Raw genomic sequence first — 14,516 nt, 5'->3', positions numbered from 1 at the left:
CAATAGGGGCGGATACGGAGGGAAGATGGCGGGATGCGGCGATGCTTGGTATCCTAGCGGCTCCGCCTTCTTCTCAAATCACATAAAACCCGTGCGTTCCGTCGCGGCGGAGCTGCTCGACGAGGCCGTATTCCCAGTCGAGATAGGCCTGCATCGCCTTCTCCGCGACGTCGGTACCCTCATAGGGCCGGCGATAGCGATGGGCCGAATCCGGCTTGGGCAGCACGCGCGGCGGGCCGATCTCGAGCGCACCGTCATAGCCGCCTTCCAGCACATAGACCTCCCAGCCCATCTGCGCCAGCCACGACGCCGTCATGTCGGCGCGCACGGCCTTGTCGTCGGTCAGAACGATGCGTGCCCCGCGCACGGGCGCGGCCATGTCGGTCTCCTGCACGAGCTGGCCGCCCGGATAGTGCCGGAAGCCCGCCAGATGACCCGCCGCATAGTCCTCGGCGTCGCGCACGTCGAAGCGGTAGAGCGTGCGATCCGTCTGCGCGACGAGCGCGGCCATCTCGCGCGCGCCGATATGGCGAACGCCGGCGCGATAGGCGACATCGCGCGCGTTGGCCGGGCCACCCTCGAATGGCCCGATCTCCCCGCGCTTGTCCGCACCGTGGTCGAGCGTGTGCTTGGCCAGCGTCCAACCGATGGTGCCGTTGCGCAGCGCGCGCACCTTGTTGGGCACGCCGGCATTTATCAGCGACTGGGTGCCGATGATCGAGCGCGTGCGGCCGGCGCAATTGACGATGATGGTGGTGTCGGGATTTGGCGCTGCCTGCCCTGCCCGCAGCACCAGCTCCGCGCCGGGCACGCTGACGGAGCCCGGAATGTTCATGGTCGCATATTCGTCGAAACGGCGAACGTCGAGGATGGCGATGTCAGCCTTGTCGGCGATCAGTTTTGCCACCTCATCGGCGCTGAATGAGGGCGTGTGCCGGCGCGCCTCGACCAGCTCGCCGAACGCCTTCGAATAGGAATTGACGTCCTCGAAGACCTCATAGCCCGCCGCGCGCCAGGCCTTCAGCCCGCCGTCGAGCGCGCTGATATCGGTATAGCCGAGCGCGGCGAGGCGCTCCGCGCCGCTCGCGACCAGCCCCTCGCCGTCATCATAGAGCACGATCGGAACATTTTTGCGCGGCAGCCGCGTTTCGGCTTCGATGTCGATCCGGTCGGCGGCCATGTTGGCGGCGAACAGCGGATGCCCCGTCGCAAAACCGGCCTCGTATCTGAGATCGAGCAGCGCGATCTCTTCGCGCAGCAGCAGGGCGCGGCGGATATCGGCGGGAGTGACGGTGGAAAGCTTCATGGCATGGACCCTGGCACGGACAAGCCAGGGGCTTTTGACCGATTGGAGGCGCGTTGGCTAGCCTCGTCCGCTCACTCGCCGGGAACGAGCCGTCCGAGCGGTGGCTGCGCCAGTCGCCGCAGCTTGCGGCGCGACAGGTAGAGCAGCACGCCGGTGACCGAAAACAGCGGCATCAGCATCGCAGCGATCATGAAGGCGAGCTTGCCTGGCCAGCCCAGGATCTCGCCGCGATGGATGTCGTACATGGCTGCGATGATCTTCTCGCCGAAGGTCTTGTCAGCATAGCGCTCTGCCGAGACCAGTTGCCCAGTGACGGCATCGATGCGGAATTCGTCGCGTGTGGTTTCCAGCAACGAATTCTTGCCCCACGACCGGATCCGGATCGCCGTGCCCGCGCCGCCCGGCAGCGTCAGCAAGGCCCTGGTGAAGCGGTCGCCCTCTTCGCGCTGGAACGTGGTCCAGGCCTGATCGAACCCGATCGGCGAGGCGGGCTCGCCGCGTCCGGCCGCACGCGGCGACTTTGCGGGCATCTTCGCCGCGGCAACGTGGGGGCGCGCCAGCAGCCATGTGACGCTGTCCTTGTACCATTCGAACGAGAAGAACAGCCCGGTGAGCGTCATCGTCAGATAGACCGGCAGCACCCAGGTGCCGATCACGGTGTGCAGCGACCGGTGCAGTCCACGGCCGCTGAGCCCGAGATTCGGCTTCAGCCACATCTTCACGCTGCCGGCACGACGCGGCCATCGCAGCACGAGACCCGTGACCAGCATGACGATCAGGCCGAGCGCGATCGTACCGGTGATCGGACGCCCCCAGCCCTTGCCGTCGCCGGGAATGAGCAGCCAGCGATGCAACCGGCGTACGGTCGCGAAAAACGCCTCCCCGCGCGGCGCGCCCAGCACGCGCGCGTCATAGGGATCGACATAGAGCGAGGTGGGCCGTCCGCCCTGCTCGTCGCGGCCGAAGCGAACATGAACCGCCGCGGACGGATCGCTCGACAGCGTGACCGCGGCGACCTTGCCGAGGTCCTGAGCTGCCTTCAACCGCGCCACCAACTCGTCCGGCATCAGCGCCGGCGCCTGACGCGGCGCGACCTGCACGATGCCGGCGTTGAGGTGATCGACGATCTCGTCCTCGAAACTCATGATCGCGCCGGTCAGCGCGATCAGAGACACCAGCAGCGCAAGGATCAGGCCCGCGATGGAATGGACCTGGAACAGGACCGCCTTGATGGTGTGTCCCAGCCGCGCGGCCATGGCTAGAACTTCACCGTGGCCGACAGCGAGACGCGCCGCGCATCACCGATGGCGACGTTGAGGGCGTTGCCGGTGGTGGAGGTGTAGTAGACCTTGTCGAACAGGTTCTTGACGTTGAACTGATAGGTCACGGGCAGATTGTCGACCTTCGTGTCGTAGGTCGCGAAGATGTCTGCGACGGTATAGGACGGCATGAAGAACGTGTTGGCGTTGTCGCCCGGCCGGTCACCGACATAGCGCGCGCCGCCGCCGAGCCGCAGACGTCCGGCGAGTGCGTCGCCGAAATCGTAGACGAGATAGAGTGAGGCCGTGTTCATCGCGGCGTTCAGCAGCTTTGCGTTGCCGACGACGGGATCATTGATCAGGCGCGCATCGGTATAGCCGTAACTTCCGATCATGCTCCACTGATCGCTCAGCCTGCCGGTCACGTCCAATTCGACGCCCCGCGATCGGGCGGCGCCGGAGGTGCGTGCCGCCGACTTGCCGTTGCCGATGTCATCGAGCACCAGCACGTTCTTCTTCTCGATGTCGTAAGCCGCCAGGGTGCCTGACAGCCGCTTGTTGACATCGAACTTCAGTCCGGTCTCCCACTGCGTTCCCTCCTCGGGCGCAATGGTGGAGTCGACGACGAAGCCGGTGGTGAAAGCCGCGATGGTCGAGGTCGGCTTCAGCGACTGCGTGTAGCTTATGTAATACGAGAGCTGATCGTTCAGCTTGAAGATGACGCCGCCGAGCGGCAGCACCTTATCTCCCGCGAGGTCGGTGTTGGTTATGAATTTGGGCCGGCCCTTTCCGGCGAGCTGCTCGTATTCCATCCAGCGCACGCCGCCGACCACCGACAGCCAGTTTGTCAGATGGAACGTGTCCTGGGCAAAGAAGCCGCGGGTGCCGAGCTTGTCGGTCTGCTCGCTGTCGGTTGCCGAAACCGTCGTGCCCGGTGTGACCAGTCCGTAGACCGGGTTGTAGAAATTGAAGCTCGGCGTCGCCTGGCGGATCAAATCACGGCGATCGATGGTGCGGTAGAGTGCCTCTCCGCCGAACAGGAGCTCGTTGCGGAAGCCGCCCACCCAGACGTCGCCCTGCAAATAGGAGGTACCATAGCTGGCGTTGCTCAGCGAATTCTGGGTGCCGTCGTTGCTGCGGGTCTCGACGCCGGTCGTGGCGTTGACGCCGGTGATGCGAAGCTGATTGGCACTGTAGGTCTCGGTGTTGTAGCTGTAAGCCGCGGTGACCTTCCAATTGTCGTCGAGCTTCTGCTCGACAGAGCCCTGCACCAGGTCGGAGGTGCCCCACATATTGTTGAAGGGCTCGTCGAGCCGGCGCGTCGCCTGGATCGCCAGCGGCGCCCCCTTGACGAAGGCGGTCCCGCGGTCGAACGGGTAGATGAACTCACGGTGCTCATAGGTGAGCTGGACCGTCGTGGTGTCGCCGTACCAGGCCAGCGACGGGTTCACCAGCATCTCGCGGTGACGGCCGAAATTGCGCCAATAGTCTTCGCTAACGCCATAGCCGATGAAGCGATAGGCCAGACCGCCGTCGCCGATCGGGCCGGTGATGTCGAGCGTGCCGTCGGCGCCGCTACGATTGTTCGCGTAGGTCGAGCCAAGCAGCGTGACCGAGCCGTGCTGATAGAGCTCGGGGCGCTTGCTGATCGTATTGACGATGCCGCCGGGGTCCATGATGCCGTAGAGCAGCGAGGCCGGTCCCTTCAACACCTCGACGCTTTCGACCGCAGCATTGAGGCTGCGCCCCTGCACCAGCGGCATGCCGTTGCGCATGATCGAGCCGTCGCGATTGTCGCCGAAGCCGCGGCGGATCACCGCGTCCTGGGTGCCGGCGAGCGTGTTGGTCTGGGTGATGCCGGAGATATTGACGAGTGCATCGTCGATGTTGCGCGGGAGCTGATCCTTCAGGACTTGCGCGGGCACGACGTTGACGGATTGCGAGGTGTCGAGCGGCGAGGCGCCGCTGCGCAGCGTGGTCGCGCTCGGCATTGCGCGATAGCCGAGCTTGGCAGCCTGCTGGGCGGCGGCGTCTGCGGCGGCACGCTCCGACAGCGTCGGCGGTGTCGGGGCAGGATTGCGGGCGGATTGGCGGCGAGCCGCGGCCTGCGTCCGGCGTGACGATTGCTCCGATACGCGTGCCGGCCTCGCCCGCTGCGCCGGGGCCTCCACCGTCACCGGCGGCAGAGCCGACTGCGCCTGCGCGCTCGTCATGGGGGATGAAAATTCGGTGAGCAGCACGACTACACCGACGAGAAGACCTGCACGGCTCCTGCCGGCACGATGACGATGGCTGCCGATACGCAGGCCATCCACGGAGGCACGCACTTTCAATCCACTTCACGTCAGGAACATTGAAGTGTGCGCGTGTAACAGCCGACGGGATCGAGGAGAACCGCAGCGGAGCTTGAATCGCTCTAGTGTTGAATCGTTCTAAGCGCGGACCGGCATTGAGCGGCAATCTCTAATTGGCGGGACGCCGGCCGCGACACGCTACGCGCGAATCGGCGGCGGCGTATCGCGATTTACGCGATGGCGGGAGCCATCAACTCGTCGAGCTTCCGCTTGAACGCGGAGCCGTCCGACAATGCGCGGAGCGGCGGGCGCACGCGCAACCACGCGGGGTCGCCGGTCTGCGCCGCCATGATGGCCTTCAGCGTCGCGAGGAACGACGGCGTCTTCAGCACGATTTCGGCCGCAGCCTGCATGCGCGGTTCGACATCCTTGCCATCGATCATCGCCTTGACCAGCTCCGGCGCGATGTTGGCCATGCCGCAGATGGTGCCGGCGCCACCGGCGGCGATCGCGCGGGCGATATCGGTTTCGTTCCCGACGGTGATGGCGAGTTCGGGCGCCGCAGCACGGAACGCCTGGAATTGCTTGAAGTCGCCGCTGGAATCCTTCAGGCCCGCGACCACCGTGCCGTAGCGCTTGCGCAGGTTCGCAGCAACGCCGGTCGGGATCGCAACGCCCGAGATCTGCGGGATGTGATAGAGATAGGCGCGCAGCCGATCGTCGGCGACGCCGTCGATGATCGCGGCAAAGGCATCCTCGATGCCTTCAGGCGTGGCGCTGCGATCGAAGTAAGGCGGCAGCACCAGCACGTGACACGGGCCGAGGCCGAGCACGGCACGTGAGAGTGCGACGCTGTCGGTGATGGCGGGGAAGCCGCCGCCGACGCCGATGCGTTCCGGCGCAATGCCGGCCTTGAGCACGGCTTCGACGGTCGCAACGCGCTCGGTGACGTTGAACGAGGTGCCCTCGCCGGTGGTGCCGAACAGCACGACGCCGTCAACGCCCTTGCCGAAAAGCTGCTTGGCGTGAGCCGCGAGCTTTGCCGAATCCACGCTGCCGTCGGCCGCCAGCGGCGTCGCCGACGCCACCCAGAACCCGCGAATTGCCTCGGTCATCACACTGCCCTTTGCTCCGACCCGGAAACTAAGCCTCTGATCTCAAACGACCTTGGGAGGCCTTACCGAGTCCTGTTTTTGCTTTACTTTCGACCTTGTACCTTACATACAAGAGCGACGCAAACCCTTTCCGACGTCACGGCGCGCAAACGGCGCAGCCAGATCTTGAGGAGGTCTCGCATGAACATGGTGACCCCCGTCGGGCGGCCCGACCAATTGCTCGGCGCGCTGCGCGACAGGCTCGGTGCGGCCGCGGTGTTGATCGGCACCGACGTGCCGGCGCGCAATTGCAACGACTGGAGCGCGAGCCTGCCGCAGATGCCGCTCGCGGTGATCCGTCCCGCCGATCCGCAAGGCGTGGCCGATGCCGTTGCGACCTGCCGGCAGGCCCATCTGCCGTTCGTGCCACAGGGCGGACTGACCGGCCTGTGCCGCGGCGCCTCGCCCGAGGCCGGCTGGGTCGCGATCTCGCTGGAGCGCATGATCGGCATCGAGGAGATCGACCCCGCGTCGATGACGATGACGGTGAGAGCAGGCACGCCGCTGGAGACGATCCAGAAGGCCGCGGACGAGGCCGGCTTCTTCTTTCCCCTCGATCTCGGCTCGCGCGGCTCCTGCGCGATCGGCGGCAATCTCTCGACCAATGCCGGCGGCAACCGCGTGATCCGCTACGGCATGACGCGCGAGTTGGTGCTCGGCCTCGAAGTCGTGCTGCCCGACGGCACCATCATCACCGGCCTCAACAAGCTGATGAAGAACAATGCGGGCTACGATCTGAAACATCTCTTCATCGGCTCGGAAGGCACGCTCGGCATCATCACCCGCGTGGTGCTGAAGCTGTTCCCGAAGCCGCGCTCGACCATGGCCGCGCTCTGCGCGCTGACGGACTATGCCGCGGTGATCGCGCTGCTCGGCGCGGCGCGCAGCGGCCTCGGCCCGTTGCTGTCGGCGTTCGAGGTGATGTGGCCGGACTATTGGGACGTGATCACGGCTCGCGCCGGCGTGAAGCCGCCGGTCGCCGCAGGCCACGGTCTCTACGTGCTGGTCGAGGCACAGGGCACCGACGAGAGCGTGGACGCGCCGCGCTTCCAGGCCTGGCTCGAAGAGCTGATGGAGCGCGGGCTGCTGGCGGATGCCGCCGTGGCGCAATCGCTGGCGCAGACGCAGGCCTTCTGGCGCGTGCGCGACATCTGCGCCGAGTTCGGCCAGGTGCTGGGCCCGCACATCTCCTATGACATCGGCCTTGCGGTGGCCCGGATGGACGAGTTCGTCACGCGCTGCAAGGCGGCGCTCGCTGCCGGCATCGAGGGATGCGAGAGCGTCTATTACGGCCATATCGGCGACGGCAATCTGCACCTGGTGTCCTGGGTCACCGGCCTTCCCGTCGAGCAGCAGCCGAAGGAAGAGATGGACACGATCATCTACGGGCTCGTCCGCGAGCTCGGCGGCAGCGTCTCGGCCGAGCACGGCATCGGCACCCTGAAGAAGAAATGGCTGGGCCATGCCCGGAGCGAGCCCGAGATCGCGCTGATGCGGACGCTGAAGGCCGCGCTCGATCCCGACCATCTGCTCAATCCCGGCAAGGTCGTCTGAGAGCTGAAGATGCGATCGCTCAAGCTCGATACGCCGAAATCGCTGTCGCAGCGGGTGATGCAGCGGCTGCGGCAGGCCATCATCGACGGCGAGTTCGCGCTTGGAGCCGCCATCTCCGAGGAGATGGTGGCGAATTCATTCGGCGTCAGCCGCACGCCGGTGCGCGAGGCGATGGGCCAGCTGCAGGCGCAGGGCCTCGTCGTGATCCGCCCGCAAGTCGGCAGCTTTGTCTTTACGCCGAGCGCGGAGGACATCCATGCGCTCTGCACCTTCCGCATCGCGCTCGAGCCGAAAGCCGCAGAGCTCGCTTATCGCCACGACCGCGATGGCGCTATCGCGTCGATGAGCGAGGCGATAGCCGCGATGGAGCCGGCAGTCGCGGCAAAGGACAACATCGCCTATGGCCGCGCCGATGCCGCCTTTCATGAGGCGCTGTTCGCCCATTGCGGCAACCGCTACCTCGCCGAATCCTACCAGCTGGTCTCCGGCCGCGTCGCCGCGCTCCGCACCAATCTGACCTCGCCGATCGACGTGCGGACCCGCACGTCATTCGACGAGCACCGCAAGCTGCTCGATTTGTTCGCGCGCGGCGAGTTCGATGCGTTCGAAGCGTTGATGACGACGCACATCACCAATTCGGGCCTGGTCTATGCCAAGGCTCTGAAGGTGGAGACGGCCAAAGCGGATTGAGCGCGGCTATTTCGCGTCCCTCGGTCCCGGCCTGTCCAGGAAATCCAGCGCCGTGTTGATCTGTTCGAGCTGGTGCTCGATCCTGTCGCGGTCCTCGACCGATGGCGCCTTTTCGAGCTGCTCCACGAGCTTCTGCTTTCGCAGCAGCAGGTTCTCTATGACTGTACTCACAGCTCCCCCATCGGCGGATGGCGAACATCGCGAGCCGGGCTCGCCGCAACTCCTCCTTCAGAATGTTCGCGAGGACGGATGGTTCCTGCGGGTGCGCATGCGGATGGAACTAGAGCATTTTCGGTTCTGATTGAATCAGAACCGAAGCTCTAGATTCTTGTTTTGACGCGTTTTCTTCACGCGAACCGGTGTCCCCTTCGCTCGAAAACGCGCTAGCGGCGCAGGCTGGCCCAGACGCCGCCCAGGATCAGCAGACCGCCGAAAAGATGGATCAGCTTCGGCGGCTCACCGAGGATCGCGAAAGACAATAGCGCGCTCGCAATCGGCCCGAGATAGAGCACGAGCGAGGTCCGCACCGAGCCGAACCTGCCGCCGAGCCAGGCAAAGCCGGCATAGGCGAGCAGGCCGGGAACGATGCCGGCAAAGACATAGGCCGACAGCGCCTTGGTGCTGAAGACCTGGGCCGGCATCGCCCACATCTCCATGGCCGCTGGTGGCAGCGAGAACAGCGCGCCGGCACCCGAGAACAGGCTGATGCGCGCGAGCAGCGACGCCTTGGGCGCGGCACGCGATTGCAGCAGCGTATAGCCGGACCAGCCGAGCATCGCGATCACGACGAGGCCGTCGCCCGCCACGGTCTGAAGCTCGATCAGCGTCTGCGGATGGCCGCCGGAGATGATGAGCAGCGCACCTCCGAGCGCGAGCGCCGTGCCGAGCCATTGCAGCGGGCCGACATGCTCGATGCCGCGCAGGGCCGAGATCAGCAGCACGGTGATCGGCGACAGCGCCATGATCAGCGCGATGTGGATCGCCGTCGTCGATACGCCGGCGGCATAGACCGGCCCGCCGCACAGGAACATGCCCATGAAGCCGGCGGCGAGGATCGGCCAGACGTTTCGGCCGAGCGGCACGCGGCCATCGCGGATCTCCCTCAGCGCGATCGGCGCGAGCCCGATTGCGACGATGCTCCAACGGAAAAAGGCGAGCGCGAAGGGAGGGACGGAGCCGGCAAGTCCGCGCGCCAGAACCTGGTTGGAAGCTTGCGCAGTCGCGACCAGGATGAAGCCGATCAGCGCGATCGCGCCGAGCCAGGCGTCCGTGGACGGCGATACACCGGCAACCGTGCGATGACCGCCGTCAGGGGTTTCCTTGCCCGTTTCCTTGCCCGTTTCCTCGCCCATGGATCAATCGGATATCCGATGTCGGCCGCGGTGAGAACCCCGACGACGGCTCACCGAGGTGCATATGCGGCACGCGCGCCATTCCGGGAGGCGCGGAGACGCTCACGAGCAGCACCGGCACGATGGGCGTGCGGGTGAGCGAGACCGAGAACACCGCCAGCAGCGCGCAGAGCATGCAGAGCCTCATCCGCACCGTCCTGCGATCGGTGATCGGCAGGAACAGGAAAAACAACATCGCCAGGATCAGCAGCGCGTCGATCAGAAACATGGGGCTCTCCTTCAAGACTGGAGAGAGCATGACGAACAGCGCCCGGGCGGTATGTGGACGGCGTCACAGTGCCGGAGCCGGCCGTCCGCGCGCCTCTTGGGGCCGAATTGAGCGCCATCGGGGAACCCTGATCGCGAAGATGGCATCGCGGCCGGTTGTATTTGCGGGCGTGGAGTCCTATCCCTACGCGCCATGGACACCCAGATCATCACCGCCGCAAAGCCCTTGATGGCCCAGGCCCGCCCGCGCAAGCCGGCGCCGTTCCTCCCGATGAGCCGCGCCGAGATGGACGCGCTCGGCTGGGACGCCTGCGACATCGTGCTGGTGACCGGGGATGCCTATGTCGACCATCCGAGCTTCGGCATGGCGATCATCGGCCGGCTGCTGGAGGCGCAGGGCTTTCGGGTCGGCATCATCTCCCAGCCCGACTGGCATTCGGCCGAGCCGTTCAAGGCGCTCGGCAAGCCGAAGGTGTTCTTCGGCGTCACCGGCGGCAACATGGATTCCATGGTGAACCGCTACACTGCGGACCGGCGCATCCGCAGCGACGACGCCTATACGGCGGGTGGCGAAGGCGGCAAGCGGCCGGACCGCTGCACCGTCGTCTATGCGCAGCGCTGCCGCGAGGCGTTCAAGGACGTGCCGATCGTGCTCGGCGGCATCGAGGCCTCGCTGCGCCGGATCGCGCATTACGACTACTGGTCGGACAAGGTGCGCCGCTCGGTGCTGGCCGACGCCAAGGCCGACCTCTTGCTCTACGGCAATGCCGAGCGCGCCGTGGTCGAGGTGGCACAGCGCCTCGCCGCGGGCGAAGCGCCGCGCGCGCTCGACGACATCCGCGGCGTCGCGCTGTTCCGCCGCGTGCCTGAAGACTATTCCGAGCTGCACGCCGACGATCTCGATTCCGCCGACGAGGGCGCGACGCGCCAGAAGGGCTTAACCGTGATCCGCTTGCCCGCGCTGGAGCAGGTCGAGCAGGACAAGGAAGCCTATGCCCGCGCCTCACGCGTGCTGCATCGGGAGAGCAATCCCGGCAACGCGCGGCCGCTGGTGCAGCGTCATGGCGATCGCGACCTCTGGCTCAACCCGCCGCCGATCCCGCTGACCTCCGAGGAGATGGACGCGGTCTACGACCTGCCTTACGCGCGCGCGCCGCATCCGTCCTACGGCGAGGCGAAGATCCCCGCGTGGGACATGATCAAGTTCTCGGTGACGATCATGCGCGGCTGCTTCGGCGGCTGCACCTTCTGCTCGATCACCGAGCACGAAGGCCGCATCATCCAGAACCGCTCCGAGGGTTCTATTCTCCGCGAGATCGAAAAGATCCGCGACAAGACGCCGGGCTTCACCGGTGTGATCTCCGACATCGGCGGCCCCACCGCCAACATGTACCGGATGGCGTGCAAGGACCCGAAGGTCGAGGCCGCGTGCCGGCGGCCGTCCTGCGTCTTCCCCGAGATCTGCCCAAACCTCAACACCTCGCATGACGATCTCATTCGCCTCTATCGCAAGGTGCGCGAGACCAAGGGCATCAAGAAGGTGATGGTCGCCTCCGGCGTGCGCTACGACCTCGCGGTCGAGAGCCCGGAATACATCAAGGAGCTCGTCACCCATCACGTCGGCGGCTACCTGAAGATCGCCCCTGAGCATACTGAGCGCGGCCCGCTCGACAAGATGATGAAGCCGGGCATCGGCGCCTACGACAAGTTCAAGCGCATGTTCGACGAAGCGGCCGAACGCGCCGGCAAGAAGTATTACCTGATCCCCTATTTCATCGCGGCGCATCCGGGCACGACCGACGAGGACATGATGAACCTCGCACTGTGGCTGAAGAAGAACCGCTATCGCGCCGACCAGGTGCAGACCTTCCTGCCTTCGCCGATGGCAACGGCGACCGCGATGTACCACACCGGCGTCAACCCGCTGCGCGGCGTGCGCCATGGCGGCAGCGACAAGGTCGAGGCGATCAAGGGCATGCGCCAGCGCCGCCTGCACAAGGCGTTCCTGCGCTACCACGATCCCGACAATTGGCCGGTGCTGCGCGAGGCCCTGATCGAGATGGGCCGCCGCGACCTGATCGGCTCGCAGCCGCACCAGTTAGTCCCTGCGCACCAGCCGCCCGGCACCGGCAAGGCCGCGGGCACGCGGCGGCCGGTGCGGCCTGGCGGCAAGACGCAGAAGTTCACGACCAAGGGCCTGCGGGTGATGAAGTAGCGAGCGAGGCGAGCCGGTTCAGCCTCGCACGTGGCCCGCCAAACAAAAATGTCGAAAACAACCCCATGCACAGTAGACGGGGTTAGCGAAGTCAATGACTTAGGGCGCGTGCGGAACGGATGATCTAGCGGGTGAGGACGCGTTGCTCCGTCGGGCAAAACACGCGCATGATGGCATCATCGATCGGTGCGGCCCGCTCGAGCCCCGAGCCGTGATCCGACTTCCCTGAGCTCCCCACCGCGGGCGGAGCGGATTGCTTCGCTCTTTCGAGCTGCTCCAGCTGCAACCACGCAAGCTGGACTGTCGCGCCGGAAGAATTGCGTCGTGCCGCGCGCCCTCAACCTTCCTTGCTGTGGCGCGCCGTCTCTCCGGCCGCGTAGCCGAGCACGACGGCAAGGGTCACGGGCCACGCCGCGCCCATGATGAGGGTCGAGCCGAAGTGACGCTCGCCGGGATTCTGGTAGCCATCTTGGGCACCAAGAACGAACACCGCGATCAGACAACTCAGGACGTATCGCTTTATCCAAGACATCTGGAAGAGCCTTCTTTTGCAAGGCATAGGTCGCGCCTGCAGTCCGCTCGGTTCAGCGTCGCAAAGTACTATTGACCTCGACGCTATCATGTAACATATGAAGTTACATGAAGCGAGACAGCCGATTATCCGGCGTGCTGCATGTTCTCTTGCACATGGCGCAGCAGCCCGGGCCGTTCACATCCGAGACTCTGGCGAAAGCCATGGACACCAACCCCGTGGTGATCCGGCGCATCATGGCGGGCCTGCGCGAGCTTGGTTACGTCCACGCCGAGAAGGGGCATGGCGGCGGCTGGACGCTTGCCTGCGATCTTTCGAAGGTGACGCTGCGCGACATCTACGCCGCCCTCGGCAGCCCCTCGCTGCTGGCGATGGGCAACCGGACCGAGGCGCCGGGCTGTCTCGTCGAGCAGGCCGTCAATGCCGCGCTCGGTCAGGCCTTTGGCGATGCCGAGGCATTGCTGCTGGCGCGCCTCGGCGAGGTGACACTGGCGATGCTGAGCGAGGATCTGCGCAAGCGGATCGGGTCGCGAAAAATTCACGACATCAGCGCGCATCGCGCGTGAACGGCTCCATTCACGGGGACACCCTCATGACCGACATTCAAGCCGCATTCTCTGATCCGCAATTCGTGGCGCGATACACCGAAGGGCCACGGCGCTTCGTGCCGGGCTATGACGCCATGCAATCCATGGCGACGATTCTGCTGGCCGAAAGCGTGCCCGGCGATGGGCAGGTGCTCGTCCTCGGCGCCGGCGGCGGCCTGGAGCTCAAGGCCTTTGCACAGGCGCATCCCGGTTGGCGCTTCGACGGCGTCGATCCCTCAGCGGCGATGCTGGCGCTGGCCGGGCAGACTCTGGGAGAGCTCGCACCACGCGCGCGCTTTCATCAAGGCTATGTCGATGATGCCCCGCAGGGACCATTCGACGGCGCCACCTGCCTCCTGACCCTGCACTTCGTCGATGTCGTCGAGCGGCGCCGGATCGCCTCGGAGGTCCGCCGCCGGCTCAAACCGCGCGCACCGTTCGTGGTCGCGCATCTGAGCGCACCCGATGGAGAGAAGGAACGTCCGCTGTGGCTGGCGCGGTACTCCGCGTTCCTGGCCGCCTCCGGCGTCGAGCCGGATCAGGCCGCGGCCGCGCGGGATGCGGTCAGCAGCCATCTGCAGATCCTGGCGCCAGCGCAGGACGAGGTGATCCTGCGCGAGGCCGGCTTCTCCGACCCGACGCTGTTCTACACCGGCTTCGCCTTCCGCGGCTGGGTGGCTTACGCGTGAGGCAGCACGGGCTCGTCGGCATGCACGGCATCGAGCAATGCCCGATAAACCCGGTGCATCAGACGCTGCTGCACCTTCTGACCGAGGAGAGCTGAAGACGCGCGGCCGGCCGTTGACCGACAACGGAGAAGTTTCTTTTGGCTCTCGCGGAACCATCGTTCCGCCAGTCCATTGGCTCCCCGACACAAACCTCTTTTGGGAGTTAATTCATGAGAATTCTCACAGTTTTGGCAGCTGCGGCCGGTACGCTTTTCGTGACTGCTGCTTCGGCAGCCCCGCTTTCCCTGAACGCGCCGTCCGCACCGGAGAGCAGCGTTCAGAACGTCCGCATGGTCTGCAACGAAGACGGACGTTGCTGGCGCGAGCGTAGCGAACGACGCGTCATCATCCGCGAAGGACGCGATGCCTACGGATATGCACCGCGCGAGCGCTACATCGAGCGGCGCGGCTATGAGGAACGTGGTGGCGTCGGCTTCCGCGCTCCCGGCGTGAGCGTCGGAATCGGCACCTACTGAGCAGCGAAGCGAGCGAATTGAAGAGGCCGCGGTGCAAACCGCGGCCTTTTTTGTCGGACTCTTTTTATCGGACTCTCGGGCGATCGGCGGGTGAAGAGATCC

14 protein-coding genes are annotated in these 14,516 nt (G+C 65.7%); 6 read left to right on the top strand and 8 right to left on the bottom strand.

Annotation, left to right across the window (positions count from 1 at the left end; translation table 11 throughout):
* Positions 1 to 73: 73 nt before the first annotated feature.
* The 4 genes from TSA1_RS02725 to TSA1_RS02710 form a co-directional block, all read right to left on the bottom strand.
* Positions 74 to 1,306 (bottom strand): rhodanese-like domain-containing protein, encoded by a 1,233-nt coding sequence (locus TSA1_RS02725; RefSeq protein WP_100174992.1) that lies wholly within the window; start codon positions 1,304 to 1,306, stop codon positions 74 to 76.
* 71 nt (positions 1,307 to 1,377) lie between these two features.
* A complete protein-coding gene (locus TSA1_RS02720) occupies positions 1,378 to 2,562 on the bottom strand; it encodes a PepSY-associated TM helix domain-containing protein (RefSeq protein WP_100174991.1) in 1,185 nt (394 codons plus the stop codon).
* A 2-nt stretch (positions 2,563 to 2,564) separates the two neighbouring features.
* Entirely contained in the window at positions 2,565 to 4,892 is a 2,328-nt protein-coding gene (locus TSA1_RS02715; protein WP_100174990.1) for a TonB-dependent siderophore receptor, read from the bottom strand.
* Positions 4,893 to 5,089: 197 nt separating this feature from the next.
* Entirely contained in the window at positions 5,090 to 5,974 is an 885-nt protein-coding gene (locus tag TSA1_RS02710) for a dihydrodipicolinate synthase family protein (RefSeq protein WP_174718715.1), read from the bottom strand.
* A gap of 180 nt (positions 5,975 to 6,154) precedes the next feature.
* Here TSA1_RS02710 and TSA1_RS02705 point away from each other — a divergent pair, with 180 nt between their 5' ends.
* On the top strand, positions 6,155 to 7,567 hold the full coding sequence (locus tag TSA1_RS02705; RefSeq protein WP_100174988.1) for an FAD-binding oxidoreductase: 1,413 nt from the start codon (positions 6,155 to 6,157) through the stop codon (positions 7,565 to 7,567).
* A gap of 9 nt (positions 7,568 to 7,576) precedes the next feature.
* The gene (locus tag TSA1_RS02700; protein WP_100174987.1) at positions 7,577 to 8,257 is read left to right on the top strand and encodes a GntR family transcriptional regulator; all 681 of its coding nucleotides are present in this window, start codon (positions 7,577 to 7,579) and stop codon (positions 8,255 to 8,257) included.
* Between the two features lie 6 nt (positions 8,258 to 8,263).
* Here the strand turns inward: TSA1_RS02700 and TSA1_RS39535 are convergent, their stop codons facing one another.
* The 3 genes from TSA1_RS39535 to TSA1_RS02690 form a co-directional block, all read right to left on the bottom strand.
* On the bottom strand, positions 8,264 to 8,428 hold the full coding sequence (locus TSA1_RS39535; protein ID WP_174718714.1) for a hypothetical protein: 165 nt from the start codon (positions 8,426 to 8,428) through the stop codon (positions 8,264 to 8,266).
* Positions 8,429 to 8,640: 212 nt separating this feature from the next.
* The gene (locus tag TSA1_RS02695; protein ID WP_174718713.1) at positions 8,641 to 9,609 is read right to left on the bottom strand and encodes a DMT family transporter; all 969 of its coding nucleotides are present in this window, start codon (positions 9,607 to 9,609) and stop codon (positions 8,641 to 8,643) included.
* Entirely contained in the window at positions 9,566 to 9,877 is a 312-nt protein-coding gene (locus TSA1_RS02690) for a hypothetical protein (protein ID WP_100174986.1), read from the bottom strand. Before TSA1_RS02690 ends, TSA1_RS02695 begins: the two co-directional genes overlap by 44 nt.
* 192 nt (positions 9,878 to 10,069) lie before the next feature.
* Between TSA1_RS02690 and TSA1_RS02685 the strand changes: the two genes are divergently transcribed.
* The gene (locus TSA1_RS02685; RefSeq protein WP_100174985.1) at positions 10,070 to 12,091 is read left to right on the top strand and encodes a YgiQ family radical SAM protein; all 2,022 of its coding nucleotides are present in this window, start codon (positions 10,070 to 10,072) and stop codon (positions 12,089 to 12,091) included.
* Positions 12,092 to 12,428: 337 nt separating this feature from the next.
* Here the strand turns inward: TSA1_RS02685 and TSA1_RS02680 are convergent, their stop codons facing one another.
* On the bottom strand, positions 12,429 to 12,623 hold the full coding sequence (locus TSA1_RS02680; protein ID WP_142252301.1) for a hypothetical protein: 195 nt from the start codon (positions 12,621 to 12,623) through the stop codon (positions 12,429 to 12,431).
* Positions 12,624 to 12,730: 107 nt separating this feature from the next.
* Here TSA1_RS02680 and TSA1_RS02675 point away from each other — a divergent pair, with 107 nt between their 5' ends.
* From TSA1_RS02675 to TSA1_RS02665, 3 genes are all read left to right on the top strand, one after another.
* Positions 12,731 to 13,189: an Rrf2 family transcriptional regulator gene (locus tag TSA1_RS02675; RefSeq protein WP_100174983.1), complete on the top strand. Its 459-nt coding sequence runs from the start codon at positions 12,731 to 12,733 to the stop codon at positions 13,187 to 13,189.
* Between the two features lie 26 nt (positions 13,190 to 13,215).
* A complete protein-coding gene (locus TSA1_RS02670) occupies positions 13,216 to 13,899 on the top strand; it encodes a class I SAM-dependent methyltransferase (RefSeq protein WP_100174982.1) in 684 nt (227 codons plus the stop codon).
* Between the two features lie 209 nt (positions 13,900 to 14,108).
* Positions 14,109 to 14,414, top strand: a complete 306-nt coding sequence (locus tag TSA1_RS02665; RefSeq protein ID WP_100174981.1) for a hypothetical protein — start codon at positions 14,109 to 14,111, stop codon at positions 14,412 to 14,414.
* Positions 14,415 to 14,516: the final 102 nt, after the last annotated feature.

The organism is Bradyrhizobium nitroreducens (assembly GCF_002776695.1).
Classification (GTDB): Bacteria; Pseudomonadota; Alphaproteobacteria; order Rhizobiales; family Xanthobacteraceae; genus Bradyrhizobium; species Bradyrhizobium nitroreducens.
The sequence above is the reverse complement of the archived record's forward strand: the minus strand, read 5'-3'. Positions and strand labels throughout refer to the sequence as shown.